This is a genomic window from Chryseobacterium geocarposphaerae, assembly GCF_002797535.1.
In the GTDB taxonomy this organism is placed as follows: domain Bacteria; phylum Bacteroidota; class Bacteroidia; order Flavobacteriales; family Weeksellaceae; genus Chryseobacterium; species Chryseobacterium geocarposphaerae.
This window is the reverse complement of record NZ_PGFD01000001.1, coordinates 292,963-308,751: the sequence shown is the minus strand read 5'-3', so window position 1 is coordinate 308,751 and position 15,789 is coordinate 292,963. Positions and strand designations below refer to the sequence as shown.

13 protein-coding genes are annotated in these 15,789 nt (G+C 34.2%); 9 read left to right on the top strand and 4 right to left on the bottom strand.

Annotated elements, in window-relative coordinates; translation table 11 throughout:
• Window positions 1-8: 8 nt before the first annotated feature.
• The 3 genes from dapF (at window position 9) to CLV73_RS01365 (ending at window position 4,560) form a co-directional block, all read left to right on the top strand.
• Window positions 9-776 (top strand): diaminopimelate epimerase, encoded by a 768-nt coding sequence (gene dapF, locus CLV73_RS01375; RefSeq protein ID WP_100375113.1) that lies wholly within the window; start codon window positions 9-11, stop codon window positions 774-776.
• A gap of 29 nt (window positions 777-805) precedes the next feature.
• Entirely contained in the window at window positions 806-1,831 is a 1,026-nt protein-coding gene (gene mltG / locus CLV73_RS01370) for an endolytic transglycosylase MltG (RefSeq protein WP_100375112.1), read from the top strand.
• Window positions 1,832-1,998: 167 nt separating this feature from the next.
• Complete coding sequence (locus tag CLV73_RS01365; RefSeq protein ID WP_100375111.1) at window positions 1,999-4,560, top strand: TonB-dependent receptor domain-containing protein; 2,562 nt, start codon at window positions 1,999-2,001, stop codon at window positions 4,558-4,560.
• A 51-nt stretch (window positions 4,561-4,611) separates the two neighbouring features.
• Here CLV73_RS01365 and CLV73_RS01360 read toward each other — a convergent pair whose 3' ends face one another.
• From CLV73_RS01360 to CLV73_RS01345, 3 genes are all read right to left on the bottom strand, one after another.
• Window positions 4,612-5,064, bottom strand: a complete 453-nt coding sequence (locus CLV73_RS01360; protein ID WP_100375110.1) for an adenylyltransferase/cytidyltransferase family protein — start codon at window positions 5,062-5,064, stop codon at window positions 4,612-4,614.
• Window positions 5,065-5,146: 82 nt separating this feature from the next.
• A complete protein-coding gene (gene galE / locus CLV73_RS01355; protein ID WP_100375109.1) occupies window positions 5,147-6,166 on the bottom strand; it encodes a UDP-glucose 4-epimerase GalE in 1,020 nt (339 codons plus the stop codon).
• Between the two features lie 397 nt (window positions 6,167-6,563).
• Window positions 6,564-7,688: a DegT/DnrJ/EryC1/StrS family aminotransferase gene (locus CLV73_RS01345; RefSeq protein WP_100375107.1), complete on the bottom strand. Its 1,125-nt coding sequence runs from the start codon at window positions 7,686-7,688 to the stop codon at window positions 6,564-6,566.
• Window positions 7,689-7,854: 166 nt separating this feature from the next.
• On the opposite strand from CLV73_RS01345, the gene CLV73_RS01340 reads away from it, so the two are divergent.
• The gene (locus CLV73_RS01340) at window positions 7,855-9,459 is read left to right on the top strand and encodes a S8 family peptidase (protein WP_100375106.1); all 1,605 of its coding nucleotides are present in this window, start codon (window positions 7,855-7,857) and stop codon (window positions 9,457-9,459) included.
• Window positions 9,460-9,558: 99 nt separating this feature from the next.
• Here CLV73_RS01340 and CLV73_RS01335 read toward each other — a convergent pair whose 3' ends face one another.
• Window positions 9,559-12,093 (bottom strand): phosphoenolpyruvate carboxylase, encoded by a 2,535-nt coding sequence (locus CLV73_RS01335; RefSeq protein WP_100375105.1) that lies wholly within the window; start codon window positions 12,091-12,093, stop codon window positions 9,559-9,561.
• Window positions 12,094-12,255: 162 nt separating this feature from the next.
• Between CLV73_RS01335 and CLV73_RS01330 the strand changes: the two genes are divergently transcribed.
• The 5 genes from CLV73_RS01330 to CLV73_RS01310 all read left to right on the top strand — a co-directional run bounded on the left by CLV73_RS01330 (window position 12,256) and on the right by CLV73_RS01310 (window position 15,742).
• Window positions 12,256-12,660 (top strand): putative periplasmic lipoprotein, encoded by a 405-nt coding sequence (locus CLV73_RS01330; protein ID WP_100375104.1) that lies wholly within the window; start codon window positions 12,256-12,258, stop codon window positions 12,658-12,660.
• A gap of 34 nt (window positions 12,661-12,694) precedes the next feature.
• Entirely contained in the window at window positions 12,695-13,276 is a 582-nt protein-coding gene (locus CLV73_RS01325; protein WP_100375103.1) for a hypothetical protein, read from the top strand.
• Between the two features lie 95 nt (window positions 13,277-13,371).
• Window positions 13,372-13,845 carry a WG repeat-containing protein gene (locus tag CLV73_RS01320; protein ID WP_100375102.1) on the top strand — a complete coding sequence of 158 codons (474 nt, stop codon included), beginning with the start codon at window positions 13,372-13,374 and terminating at the stop codon, window positions 13,843-13,845.
• Window positions 13,846-13,940: 95 nt separating this feature from the next.
• Window positions 13,941-15,104, top strand: a complete 1,164-nt coding sequence (locus CLV73_RS01315) for an iron-containing alcohol dehydrogenase (protein ID WP_100375101.1) — start codon at window positions 13,941-13,943, stop codon at window positions 15,102-15,104.
• A 242-nt stretch (window positions 15,105-15,346) separates the two neighbouring features.
• Window positions 15,347-15,742, top strand: a complete 396-nt coding sequence (locus CLV73_RS01310; protein ID WP_228424141.1) for a lipocalin-like domain-containing protein — start codon at window positions 15,347-15,349, stop codon at window positions 15,740-15,742.
• Window positions 15,743-15,789: the final 47 nt, after the last annotated feature.

The following is a 15,789-nucleotide window of genomic DNA, read 5'->3' as shown; positions in this document are numbered from 1 at the left end:
AAAAAAATATGGATTTTTATAAATATCAAGGCACTGGAAATGATTTCGTCATGATAGACAACCGTTCCGGAGAATGGAATGATCTTTCAGTGGAAAATATTCAAAAACTTTGCGACCGCCGTTTTGGAATTGGTGCAGACGGACTTATTAAAATTAATGTAGCCAAAGGGTATGATTTTGAAGTGGATTATTACAATTCTGATGGTTCAAAAAGCTTTTGCGGAAACGGCGCCCGCTGTTCTGTGGCCTTTGCATTTTTCCTTGACATCTTTGAAGGAAAATGTAAGTTCATGGCCATCGACGGTGAGCATGAAGCAGAAATCCACAACGGGATCGTAAAACTTAAAATGAGGGATGTAGAAACCATTTCCAATGATGGGCAAGATACTGTGATGGATACCGGTTCGCCTCATTATGTAAAATATGTTGAAGATATTATCAATTATAATGTTTTTTCCCACGGAAACGGCATCAGAAATTCTGAAAACTATAAGGAAAAAGGAATCAATGTCAACTTTGTGGAAAAAATTTCTGATGATGAAATTTTCGTAAGAACCTATGAACGAGGCGTTGAGGACGAAACTTACAGCTGCGGCACAGGAGTTACAGCCTCCGCTTTAACTTTTCTTCAAAATAACAATCTAATTTCTGTAAAAGTAAAAACCCTGGGAGGAAATCTTAAGGTTTATGCTGAGAAAAATGGAGATTCTTTTCAGAATATCTGGCTGGAAGGACCCGCAAAACAGGTTTTTAGAGGAAAAGTAGATCTTATTTAAAAACCAAAAAAACTTTAATCACCATTTAAATGAAAAAAGCAATTCTTTTCATCATCCTGCTTGTATTTGTAGTAGGCGGATTTTTTGGAGTTAGATTTTATAAAAAATATTACGGAAACAATATCAAAAATGATGGATATGTTTTGATTCCGCACAAAGCGAGTTTTAAACAGATCTTGGATTCTGCGGCAAAATATGTTGATAATCAAGAATCTTTCGAAGCCGTGGCAAAAGAAAAAGATCTGGCTCAATATTTCAAGGCAGGTAGATATCACTTTCAAAAAGGACTGGGGAATGCTAACCTGGTAAATATGATCAAGGCCGGAAATCAAAGTGAAAACAGCTTTAGAATTGGTGATTTTGGAGACGTTTATCAGATGATCGGTAAAGTTTCTAAAAAAACAGAATTGGATTCTTTAAAATTTGTGAACGACCTTAATGCTATTGCAACAGAAAAAGGTTACAATAATGCCGAAGATCTGAAAAAGTATTTCTTCATTGATACCTACAACTTTTTCTGGACGGTTACTCCGGAAGAATTTTTCAAAAAATTTGATGATCAGTACAATGAATTCTGGAACAGTGAGAGAAAAGCCAAAGAGCAGCAATCAGGTTTAACGAGAGATCAGATTTATGCTTTGGCTTCAATTGTTTATAAGGAATCCGGGGGTAAGAAGGATGAGCAGAAAACAATTGCTGGATTATATCTCAACCGTTACAGAAAAGGCATGAAACTTCAGTCTGATCCAACGGTAATTTATGCCATCAATAAACAGACCAATTTCAAGGAGCAAATCAAAAGGGTATTTTATAAGCATTTGTCTACTCCATCTCCATATAATACATATGCCAACAAGGGAATTCCACCGGGACCAATCTGTATAGTTGATAAAAACTCTGTTGATGCTGTTTTAAACGCTGAGAGCAACAATTATATTTATATGTGTGCAGATCCATCAAGACCTGGCTATCATAAATTTACCGATAATGCGGAAGAGCATGCAATTAATGCAAAAGCTTATCAAGACTGGCTCAACTCAAATAATATCAAATAAAAAATAAATTTAACTTTATTTTAACTAATCAATAATTAACATTTAGCTTTAAAACGCGACATATACATTATAAATAATAAACAATCTTAATATTATGAAAATTCGATGTATTTACAATTTCACAATATTAAGGTAAATCTTTCACGATTTTACACAAAAAAAACGTTATGAATCAGACGGAAATCATTAACATTTTCACTAAAAAAACCTTAGGACTTACTTTTGTACTTTCTGCGGCCGCATTTGCTTTTGGACAGGAAAAAGTGGGTATTTCAGGAACTGTTGTCAACAAAAACAACCAGCCTGTACCTTATGCTTCTGTTACCTTTAGCAACAAGACAAGCAAACTTCTCAGCGATGCTGCTCTTACTGATGAAAAAGGTCAGTATAAATTAGATATTACCCCGGGAAACTATGATATTACGGTAGAAGCAATCGATTACAAGAAAAGTGTAATCAATAAACAGATTACCACAGCAGGAAATATTGGCGCCTTATCTATTGAACCGGAAAAAAGTGCCACCAATATAAAAACCGGAGATATTCAAGCTGTTGTAATCACGGCTCAATCCACAAAACCTTATAAAGTTGAACTTGATAAAAGGACTTACGACCCTTCTCAGGATATTGTAAGTAAGGGTGGAAATCTTCAGGATGTACTTTCTAATGTACCTTCTGTTTCTGTAGATACTGATGGTACAGTTTCCATGAGAGGAAGCTCGAATGTGAAATTCTTAATTAATGGTAAACCTTCTGCATTACTTGGAATTGATGACGGCGCTAATGCTTTACAAAGTATTCCGGCTGATCAGATTGAGAAAATTGAGGTAATTACTAATCCTTCTTCAAAGTTTGAAGCAAGCGGAACTGCCGGTATTTTAAATATTATTTTAAAGAAAAGTAAGAAGACTGGTTTCAACGGTAGTGTTATTGGAACTTTAGGATATCTTCCTCAAACAAATTTAAATGCTAACCTTAACTGGAGAAAAGGCAATTTTACTTGGTTTCTAAATGGTGGTGGAGGATACAGAGAGTCAAAAAATACAAGTAGAAACAATGATTATTTTAACAATGCCGTATTAGATGATGATTTGGTACAAAGAGATACTAACTCTGAAACGAAAAGCAAAAATAACAACTATAATGCTTCTGCAGGTATAGTGTATGATATCACCGAAAAAACATCAGTAAATGCATCGGGTACTGTAAGAACATTCGACAGTGAAAATTTCGGTAATATTGATTATACTTATACTCCTTTTAAAAATCCTTTTTATACATCAAACAGAAGTACTTTCGGGACTAACAATAACCTAGCTTTTCAGGGAGATTTTGGATTAGATCATAAATTTGATAATAAAGGACAGAATTTATCATTATCACTAAGTTTACAGAGAAGCCGCTCATATAATGATACTAATATTGATGATACCATTAATAGTTTAAAAGATATCATTAATCAGAATACAATCAATAAATCTGTTATTGGTAAAGTTGACTATGAGTTGCCTATTGGTGAAATTTCAAAGTTAGAGGCAGGATACCGAATTGACATCAATACAAATAATTACAGTAATGATGTCCGTGAAAGCACAGCAACAAAGCCTTTGGATTTCCTTAAGCCATATACTTATGATGCGACATATAAAGAAACCTTCAACGCTTTCTATTTACAATTCAAAAGTAAAATCGGAAAACTGGGTTATCAGGTGGGCGTAAGAGATGAATTGTCGAATGTAGATATTAATTATCTGAGTCTTAATCCCAATCCTGCTAAAAATTCAGTTATAACCACTAAAAATTACAACAATTTATTCCCAAGCGTTTATTTAAGCTATGATTTTGCAAAAGACAATCAGCTCCTATTAAACTATACGAGAAGAATAGACCGTCCGAGATCATTCTTTATGATTCCTAACCCAAATTATAGTGACAATCAAAACATCTTCGACGGAAATATAGATTTAAATCCTTCTTACGTTGACTCTTTTGAATTTGGATATAGTATTTCTAAAAAGAAATTTACGCTGAATCCTACCTTATACTACAGACATCAGACTGATGACACAAAAATGTTGGTATATAATATTTTAGCTACAGATGATAATGGAAATATTATTGATCCAAAGCGCATAGAATCCCATACGAAACCAATTAACTTGGGTACAGATGATCGTTATGGTTTAGATTTTAATTTCAACTGGGATGCAACAAGCTGGTTGAAGTTCTTAGGAAACGTTGATTTATTTGGATATAATACAAAAGGAAGTACTTTATACGATACTTTTGATAAAGAAGGAAATCCGATTCAGGCAGTTGCTAATTTTGAAGGTAAAGGATTCTCTACAAGAGCTAGACTTTCTTCAACAATTAAAGTTGACAAAACATTTAGCTTCCAACTTCAAGGCTTTTATAGAGGAGGTCAAAAAACAGCTTACCAAGACAGAAAAGATATGTATGCTATTAACTTTGGAGCGTCAAAAACAATCTGGAAAGGAGACGGAACATTAGCATTTAATATTCAGGATATCTTCAACACCAGATCAATGAGATCTACAACATATACAGCAAATAGTGTTAGAGATTCATATATGCAATGGCAGCCAAGACAGTTCTCAATTTCTTTAACTTACAGATTTAAGCAAGGAGAAAAAGTAGAGCAGCCAAAACGTAAAAAAGATATCAACTCCAATGCAACCGGAGACGATCAACAGGGAGGACCAATGTAATCCTTCTTTATATCACACAAAAAATCCCGAAAGTAATACTTTCGGGATTTTTTATTTGCTTATTTCTTTATTTGATAATTTCTGCTTTTCCGCTTCAAAAATTCTTTTTCTTAAATCGCTCGATGAAAACCTGTGATCTCTTTTATTGTAAAAGATCTCAATTCCTTTTTCTTCGCAGTATTTTTTCCCGGTAAAATCTTTGTCCATATAATCGTCACCGATGATTCTTACATCTATTACAAATGACTTCAGAATATCTTCTAAATCCTCTTCCGTATAATAAGGAATGATCTCATCAACTGCATTCACTGCTTTTAGCTGAATATACCTTTCTACGATAGTCTGGGTAGGCTTATTTTTGCTGGGCCTGTCATGTGAAGGATCAATTTGTAGCCCCACAATAAGGTAATCACATACCGTTTTGGCTTCTTCCAACATTTTTATGTGACCCGCATGAAGCAAATCAAAGGAAGAAAATGTAATGCCTATTCTTTCTGTTTTCATAATTTCTATTTAAAATTTTGCTGATAAAGATTCTTTAATACATAACCCTTATTTTGCTAAAGTAGCATTTAATTTTTAAAAATTATCTTCTTGAATTTAAATATTTTTGCCATTCCCAGGTCGTTTTCAAAGCATCTTCTAAAGTCGTCTCTGATTTCCAATTAAGCTCCTTTTCTGCTTTATCGGCATTGGCATAAGCAATTGTAATATCACCTTCCCTTCTTGGACAAATCTGATATGGAACTTTCACATCATTTGCTGTTTCAAAAGCTTTTACTATTTCCAATACAGAAGATCCTTTTCCTGTACCCAAATTATAAATATCAATTACCGCTTCTCCAGATTGATTCTCCAATAACCTTTTCAGGGCTGAGACATGGGCTTTTGCCAGATCAACAACATAAATATAATCTCTCACTGCAGTTCCATCCTCAGTCGGATAATCATTTCCCCAAACATTTAGCTTTTCTCTTATTCCGGCAGCGGTCTGCATTACATAAGGAACAAGATTATTCGGAACTCCAATCGGTAGCTCTCCTATTTTTGCAGACGGATGGGCTCCAATCGGGTTGAAATATCTCAATAAAGAAATTTTACGTCGATATGCTTTAGCAAAATCTATCAAAATCTCTTCCCCCATTTGTTTGGTTTTACCATACACGCTTTCCGGCATTTTTAGCGGTGTATTTTCGTCAATCGGCATTTGATCTGCCTGCCCGTAAACTGTACAAGAAGAGCTGAAGATAAAGTTTGAAATACCTCTTTCCTTAAATTCCTGCAAAATATTAATTAATGAAAATAAATTATTCTCATAATAATCAATAGGTTTTTCCTGACTCTCTCCTACTGCTTTATAAGCTGCAAAATTGATACAGCCATCAATTTGATGGGCTTCAAAAACCTGATTCAGCAGTTCTTTTCTTTTTAAATCGAAAGGATAGAAAACAGGCTTTTTTCCTGTAATTTCTTCAATATTTTTTAAGATAAATTTCTCCGAGTTTGATAAATCATCTATAATAACAACTTCAAAATTGTTATTTAATAATTCTACAACCGTGTGTGAACCAATATATCCAAGACCTCCCGTTACGAGTATTGCCATTTTTTTAATTATTGTTTTTTAATCATTATGTGTTCCTATTTCTTCTAAGTGTAATTAAAAAAGATTTAATATATGTTTTCCAAAGTTCCCCGTAATTCATATAAAAACTTAAAGAACCTAAAATTACTATCAAAAAACTTGTAATATTTAAGTATATAAATATTTTTTTTGATTCTTTAAAAATATGTACAAATGTCACTATTAATAATACAAATACAGTAAAATTCAGAAAATATGCAAAAGATCTGAATTTTACATATTTCTCAGCTAATCTGTAACCTCTAAGTAAAATATTTATTGCAAATACACTATAGTAAATAATCCAACCAAGAATAAAAACTATTGTAAAAAAATAAGCAAACTTATTTTTTAAAATCCTTTCGTCGTGAAGCATAAATTATCCCATAAACTCCAGCACAGCATCCGTAATATACTTCAGCTGCTCATCATCAAGTTCTGTATGCATGGGTAAAGAAATCACCTGATCTAAAAGCTTATCCGTATTTACGAAATCTGTGTCATTACTTTCCTGATAATATGCTTTTTGTTTTCTCAATGCTACAGGATAATAGATCATGGCAGGAATCTCTTTTTCCGTCAAGAATTTTTGCAGTTCATTACGTTTGCCATTCAGAATTCTCAATGTATACTGGTGGAAAACGTGGGTAGAATCTTCTGCTCTTTTTGGAGTCAGAATATTAGGATGATTGACAAAAGCTTCATCATAAAAATCGGCAGCTTTTCTTCTTGACTCATTATAGGAATCCAAATGAGGAAGTTTTTTTCTTAACACAGCAGCCTGAATACTGTCTAAACGAGAGTTTACTCCTACTTCATCATGATAGTATCTTTCGTACATTCCGTGATTGACAATTCCTCTTAAACGGTGCGCCAATTCATCATTATTTGTAAAAATAGCCCCACCATCCCCATAGCAGCCTAAGTTTTTAGAAGGGAAAAATGAAGTTGTTCCAACTGTCGACATTGTTCCCGACTTTTTCACTGTTCCGTCTGCAAAAGTATAATCAGCACCAATTGCCTGTGCATTATCTTCAACAACGTATAGATTATTTTCTTCAGCAATTTTCAGAATCTCTTCCATATTGGCACATTGTCCGAAGATATGAACCGGAATGATCGCTTTTGTTCTTGGAGTGATTGCTTTTTTAATGGCTTCCGTTGAAATGGTAAAGGTATCATAGTCCACATCTACCAATACCGATTTAAGCTTAAGCAAATGAATTACCTCCACTGTCGCAGCAAAAGTAAAATCTGCCGTGATTACTTCATCACCTTCCTGTAAATCAAGCGCCATCAAAGCAATCTGTAAAGCGTCTGTTCCATTGGCACAAGGAATCACATGCTTCACATCTAAATAAGACTCCAATTCATTCTGGAAAGACTTTACTTCAGGACCGTTGATAAAAGCCGCCGAATCCATTACATTTAAAACTGCATTATCTACGTCATTCTTTATTTTGTAATACTGACTCTGCAAGTCAACCATCTGAATTTTTTTCATATATAAATTTATTTTTAATTATACGCAACCGTCCAAATTCTTAGTATCTGTTTACATAAATTTGTATATCACGATTCTGTAATAATTTATTTCTGTAAAAATAAGGATTTTAATATCCTTTCAAAAATTTTATTGATTTTGTTTTATCTTTATACAAAATAAATGCATGAATAAATTTCTATCTTTTTGTTTTTTAGCAATTTGCTCTTCTTTTTCTGCTCAGACAGAACTTGTTTTTGTTTATTTTAATGATAAACCGAATAAAACTGCATTTTATGCAAATCCGTTATCAGAACTCACTCAAAAATCCCTGAACCGAAGAATCAATCTAGGCATAGCACTAAATGATCAGGACGCTCCCATAGAACAATCTTACATACAAAGTATACAGAACTTGGGTATTCCTGTGACCGATTATTCCAAATGGTTGAATGGCGTCGCTGTAAACGTTAACCAGGCACAGGTCAATCTGATAAAAACACTTCCGTTTGTATCATCCGTACAAAGCTTTGCTAAAAATTCTTCATTAACTTTAAAAATTCAGAATCAAAATAAATGGAACGGTTTTGAAAAATTCAATAACCTATCTACAATCTTCAATTATGGCTCTGGTTTAGAACAGATTGATCAAATCAATCTTAAGCCACTGCATCTTGCAGGATATACGGGAACAGGTGTTTCTATTGCTATAATTGACACCGGATTTCCTTTCGTAAATACAGGTGCTGCTTTTTCAAGATTATGGGCAAATAGCCAAATAAAAGCCAGCTATGATTTTGTTGCAAAAAACACTGATATTTACAATACAACCCTGAATAATCATGGTTCTGTAGTTTTAGGAGCAATCGGAGGTTACCTTCAGAACAGTTTTGTAGGATCGGCTCCGGATGCCGATTTTTATCTATACAGAAGTGAGAATACCACAGTGGAAATTCCGGAAGAGGAAATGTACTGGATTGAAGCTGCCGAAGAAGCAGACAGAAAAGGTGTAGATCTTATTACCTCTTCTCTAGGATATTCTGCCTTTGACGATCCTAAATATAATTATTCCTACGCAAATATGAACGGAACGACTTCATTCATTGCAAGAGGTGCTGAAATTGCGGTCAACAAAGGAATATTTGTATTGATTGCAGCCGGTAATTCCGGAGAACAACCATGGCATTATATCACAACACCTGCAGATAATGCAAAAGTTTTCTCAATAGGCTCGGTAAATTCCGCAAATCTATCTTCAGCATTTTCCTCGTATGGACCCAATTCAGCAGGAGTAATCAAACCTGATGCAGCGGCAAGAGGTACCAACTCAACAACAGTAGACAACGGATCTCTCATTACTGTTTCCGGAACTTCTATTGCAACACCCATTGCTGCGGGTGGCGTTGCCTGTCTTATTCAGGCTTTTTCTACCATGAACAGAGATCTGATGAGAAATAAACTGCGTCAGACCGCTTCTCTATTTCCAAGTTATACCGATCAAATGGGATATGGAATTCTTAATTTCGGAAGTTTTTATAATTCGGTTTTAAATACCTCTGAACTCGTTAAGCAAAACTCTCTTGTCATCTTTCCGAATCCTGTTAGAAATATTTTAAATATCGCTTCGGAGAGAGAGGTCAGTTCTGTTGAAATTTATGATAATTTGGGACGATTAATTACTAAAGTCAACAATCAAAAATCTGTAAAAGTTGAAAGTTTTGCAAAAGGAGTTTATTATCTGAAAATTCAAACGAAGGATAAAGTATATTATGAGAAATTTATAAAGGAATAAATTAAAAAACCTCTCAAATCGAGAGGCTTTTATTTTTAATTATTATTTGTTTTATTTAGAGATTCTTCACTTCGTTCAGAATGACAGTTGGGATAGCTTTTATGCTGAATTTCTGCTCGCATTAATATTTCCGAACAACGAACGTGTTACCAGTTTTCCATACGCTTCTCTATCCCCTTCTCCTTTCTGGATTTTCATTAAAGCATACTGCTGAATACTCAATAAAGGAAGAACAATCCTTTCACGAATCTTTACCGATTTTCTTGAAAGCGGATCTTCTTCCTGAAGCATTTTAAACCCAGTTAACTCTAACATAATATTCTTGGAAAGATTATATTCTTCAAACAAAATATTCCAGAACGCACCGAATTTCGGATTGTTTTTAATGTAATAAGTTAACGGGAAATACGTTTTATTCATACTCATCATAGAGTTTAAAACCAACGTTTTGAAGAAATCCGAACCTTTATATAGCTCTCTTACTTCATCAAATCTTCCCTGCTCCTTCATCTGCTGCATGGCAAAACCGAAACCGAAGAACCCCGGAACATTCTGCTTCAACTGCGACCATGAACCTACAAATGGAATAGCTCTTAAATCTTCAAACTTCAGCTCACTTCCGTTTCCTCTTTTCGAAGGTCGGCTTCCGATATTGGTTTTTCCGTAATAATCCAATGTACTCATTTCCTGAAGATAAGGAACAAACATAGGATGTGCTTTCAGATCCGAATATTTCTGATAACTGATTTCCGCCAATTCAATGATTAAAGCCCTTTCTTTTTCGGTTAAGTCTTTTTTAGCATTTTTAAAAACATCATTCTCAACGCCGGCTGTCAGAAGCTGCTCAAAATTATATTTCGCCTGCTCTTTATTCCCAAAAATGCTGGTAATGGTTTGTCCCTGAATGGTTAATTCTATTTTATTATTCGCAATCGTTTTTCCCTGTGAAGCATAGAAGTCGTGAGTTTTGCCTCCTCCTCTTGCCGGTGGTCCACCTCTACCATCGAAGAATATCACTTTAATTCCATTTTCTTCAGAAAGTTTTGTCAACACTTCTTTGGCTTTATAGATTTCCCAGTTTGCCTTCAGATATCCTCCGTCTTTCGTTCCGTCTGAAAAACCAAGCATGATGGTCTGCTGATTTCCTCTTTTTTCCAGATGCTTTTTGTAAACCGGGTTCTGATATAATTCCTTCATTACATTTTCAGCATTGGCAAGACCTTCCATGGTTTCGAAAAGCGGAACAATATCCATATTGATATCTTCATCTTTATAGCCGCAGATTTTGAAAAATGCATACACATTCATCACATCTTTTACCGCGTCGGAATTGGAGATAATATAACGGTTCATTCCTCTCAATCCATTCAGTTGCTGAATTTCTGAAATCTGAGAAACTGTTAATAAAGTATCTTTAATAATATCTTCAAAATCATCAGGATTTACTTTTTCCGGGATTCGAATCAATTGATTAAACTTATCCTCATTGCTCGCTTCCAAATCGCCGTAAACTTTAGCAAAAACTTCATCGATAACTTTCTGATGAATCCTGCTGTCCTGACGAACATCCAAGGTTGCAAAATGAGTCCCGAAAATTCTTACACGATCTCTGAAATTTACCAGTAAGTCAAGGAATAGCGAATTGTGTTGTTCTACTAAGATCTTTTCAGCTTCATCCAGTCTTTTGATAATATCATCGGACGTAATTTTTTCATTTCTGAAAATTGCTGAATAAAGTTCATTGCTCAGTTTGGTTAAAACATCTGAAACTCCTCTAAAACTTAGCCTTCTTCGAACTGTTTTCAGATTATTATAGTAAGCCTTTAAAATAGCAGAATGAAGTTCTTCTGCCACTCTTTTTGTCACATCCGCTGTCACAAAAGGATTTCCATCTCTATCACCTCCCGGCCAAAAACCAAGTTGAATTACATCTTCATGCAAATGAAAATGATCATTACTGAATATTGATTTTATTTTAGTAAAAAGTTCACCAATAGTATCGTAATATACATATCTCAAGTAATAAATAATACTCAAAGCTTCATCAATCGGAGTTGGCTTTTCTTTGTTCACAAACGGAGTCTTTCCCAATTGCTGCAACAGCATATCGATATTTGTAATGGAATCAGTCGTTATTGCGTTTCTCAGATCATGAAGGATTCGCTGCACCGAATTCGGGTAAAACTGTGTCGGATGGGCTGTAAACACAACTTTCACTGCAAAATCCTTTAATTTTTCCCGTATTTTTTCAAGCTTATGGTCCTGTAATGAACGTTCATACATATTGGTCACCGTTCCGTTATCACTCTCGGAGTGTAGATTCGGAAATGCAGCGTCCTCAATACTATCAAATAAAACAACCTGTCTTTCAATATATTGTATAATTTTAAAAAGCAGCTCGAGCTTCTGCTCTTCGGTCTGCAAATCTGTATGATTTTTAAAAAATTCTTCAACAATTTCTTCAGGCGTTTTTCCGGCTTCATAGCCGATTTTGCTTTCTTCACAAAGAAACGGAAGCAACATCCCGATATTCGTCATTTTATCATAAGGCAGGCTCATAAATAATGAATTGTAGATCTGGAACTTATTTTCCACGATCTGCCTGAATTTTTCTGCGCGTTGGTCGTGTATCATATAACAAATGTAGGAGATTTTGTTTTGAATTCAAATCACGTTTAGTTTAAAATTATATAAATTTTATGAATATTTTTGCGGGATATATAACACTAAGGCTATTCTAATTTTGATTACAATTCATTAATAGCTAATTTTACATTTCCCACCAATCTATATTCCATGAAAAAGATATTTTTATTCCTTGTAATCGCTTTACTTTTCACTGCCTGTGGTGAAGACTGTTATAACGCTCCCCAACCTATCGTTTTTGAATTCGTTAATTCTAATGATGAAAACCTTATCACCAATGGTAGTTTGGCTTCTTATTCGATTGTAGAAGAAAACCAGACCGGAGTACAGCTGACCAAAACTTCTGATGATAAAATCATTTTAGAAAACGTAGGTGCCTACAACGGTACAAAAAACTATAAATTTAGTTCTAATATTAAAGTTTTTGATTTTTCTATTCAGTCATCAGAATTTAAAGGAGGCTGTGATGGTTATCAGATCAATAAGATAACTTTCACAGGTATAAAAATAGATGTAACAGATGAAAAAGGATATTATAAAATTATATTCCAGTAATTGAACTGGCACGAATTTATCTGAGAAAACACTTATGAGAATTATTTCAATCTTTTCTTTTCTGCTACCAGGTCTGATGCTCTCCCAACGTACAGTTCCTACTGATTTCAAAAGAATACCTGAAATCCTGGACAACACCGAGCTACTCTATCCCTTTATTGTACCTGATAAAAAATATGAATACTGGTCTGTATTTCATAATAATCCGAATCCCGACAAAGCTATTATCTATGAAAGCCAGGCGCCGGAATATATGACGATTAATGACCCTGCTCCTGACAAAGGTTTTTTTCAGAAATGTTTAGGTGAAAACTGTTTTTCTTACCTTGTTGCCTGTGAAAACAGCCAGTCTAAATACTTTTCAACTGAACAGCAATTGAGAAATTTTATCGGCTCTGTTGATAATCTTCCGGAAGCCCTCCTGATTGCCCAAACGTATGGTTTTATGTTTGATTCCTCAAATATATCCGGAGGCGCTTATAAGATTGAAGATCATTATATCATTATGTATCTGTCAAAGCTTAGCAACTCTTCTTCCGTTACAAAAGAATCATTTCTAGTTAAGATAAATAGAAAAACAGGAAAACTAGAGTCTAAAAGTAAAGGATTCTATTAAAAACATCTGATTATGCTTTAATTCATTAATACTGGTAAATTTAATTTTGTCTTTATACCTTTTTTCAATAGTTTCGCTCTACCAATTTACAAACTATGAAAAATCAGAACTTTAAAAGATCAGTAATTGGGTCATTCTATAAAGCAGCGCTAATACTATTTGTATTCTTCAGCCATTTTACTTTTGCTCAATATCAGAAAATTTATAAATATGATGAATACCACAAAGATTGGGCATTGGTAAAGACATCTTCCGGAACATTTGGTTTTATTGATAAGCAAAAAAAGCTGATCGTAAAGCCTATCTATTCCAAAATTGAAAAATTTGGAGTTTTGGATAATAATTTTGCTTTGGTTAAATCGATCTCCGATGGATATGGATTAATTGATCAATCAGGAAAAGAAAGAGTTCCTGCTATCTATTCTAAAATAGAAAAGTTTGACGCCATAAAAAAAGATTGGGCTTTGGTTAAATCAAGATCAGATCTTTATGGTTTTGTGGACAGAACCGGAAAAGAAATAATACCTGCTACTTATACTTTAGAAGAAATAAAGACGAAGTTTCAATAGGTATCATTTAAGATGATCATTGGAATTTTAAAACAATCTTAACTTATTTTTGAAAAAGCATTCCGTACATTTGGGTAACAAAAAATGTAAGAACAATGCTTAATTTCGAGTTTAAAAATCCAACAAAAATACTTTTCGGAAAAGGTGAAATTGCTAAAATTTCCAACGAAATTCCTAAAGATGCTAAAATCTTAATGATTTACGGAGGTGGAAGCATCAAAAACAACGGTGTTTACGATCAGGTAAAAGAAGCTTTAAAAGATCACGACCTTTATGAGTTCGGTGGTGTTCCGGCGAACCCTGAATATGAAGTACTGATCAATGCTCTAGACTTTATTAAAGAAAAAAGCATCACCTTCTTATTAGCAGTTGGCGGAGGTTCTGTCATTGACGGAACAAAATTTCTTTCTGCAGCTGCTAATTATGTTGGAGAACCGTGGGAAATCTTAAAAAAACCTGTGAGAACTTTTGAAGGCGAAGGAATGCCTTTCGGAAGCATCTTAACATTACCGGCTACAGGTTCTGAAATGAATTCAGGATACGTGATTTCAAGAAGAGAGACTAATGAAAAGTTATCTTCCGGAGGTCCTGGACTTTTCCCGCAATTTTCTGTTTTAGATCCTGAAGTGGTAAAATCTATTCCTAAAAATCAGATTGTGAATGGATTAACAGATGCTTATACTCATGTTTTGGAACAATATATGACCGCTCCTTCTTCTGCAGATTTACAGGAAAGAATTGCTGAAAGTATTTTAATCAGCTTACAGGAAACTGCTCCGAAAGTGTTAGCGGATGATTTTGATTATGAAGCTGCCGGGAACTTTATGTGGTGCTGTACTATGGCTCTTAACGGATTGATCCAAAAAGGAGTAATTACAGACTGGGCGGTTCATGCAATGGGACATGAATTAACCGCTTATTTCGGAATTGATCACGCCAGAACTTTAGCGATTATCGCTCCTTCACATTACCGTTATAATTTTGAAACTAAAAAAGGCAAACTGGCTCAATATGCAGAAAGAGTCTGGAGAATCAAAGATGGTAGTACAGAAGAAAAAGCAGAACTGGGAATAAAAAAACTGGAAGAATTCTTTCACAGCTTACATATCCAGACCAAACTTTCAGAATATACGGAAGATTATAAGGGAACAGCCGAAAAAGTAGAAAAAGCTTTTACAGACCGAAACTGGTTAGGTTTAGGAGAATACAAAAAACTTACCCCGCAGGATGCCTACAAGATTGTAGAAATGAGCTATTAATAAAATGTTAGATTTAGAGTTTCAGTTTACAGTTAAAAATTAGGCATGAAACTCTAAACTTTTAACCTTAAACAGATAAATTCATTTTTTTTGCAAACATTCATTTAAAAAACCTTTATTTCATTACTGATATTACAAATTTATTTATATTTTAGCACATTCTTAAATTTGTGATAATGAAAAAACAGCTACTTTTATTTGCCTTTTCAGCCTTGGCGCTTACTTCTTGTAAAGATGACGATATGCAAGCATACGAATTAGATATTCTAAAAGGAGATTGGAAGACAAGTAAAACGGAAATTGTATCAGGGAAAGATGGTAAAACTGTTCTTTTAACAACTCCGGTAACCGGATGCAGTACAAAAGACATTACTCATTTCAGTATTGATTATTCTACTTCATATACATATTATAACGGTACCGGTGCAGATTGTAAAGTCGCTGGTAAAAGCGAAGGAAAGTATACTTATGACACAGAAACTAAACTTCTTACCATAAAGTATAATAATAATGGTGACCAACCTTATAGAGTAGAAATCTTATCAAGCTCTGAGCTTAAAATTTTAGATTTATCCACTGATATTGACTATAATGCAGATGGAGTCAATGATCGAGTTTATATGTCATTTAAAAGATAATAATACATAACTCCCGGTTTTTCCGGGAGTTTTTTTATACCTTTATC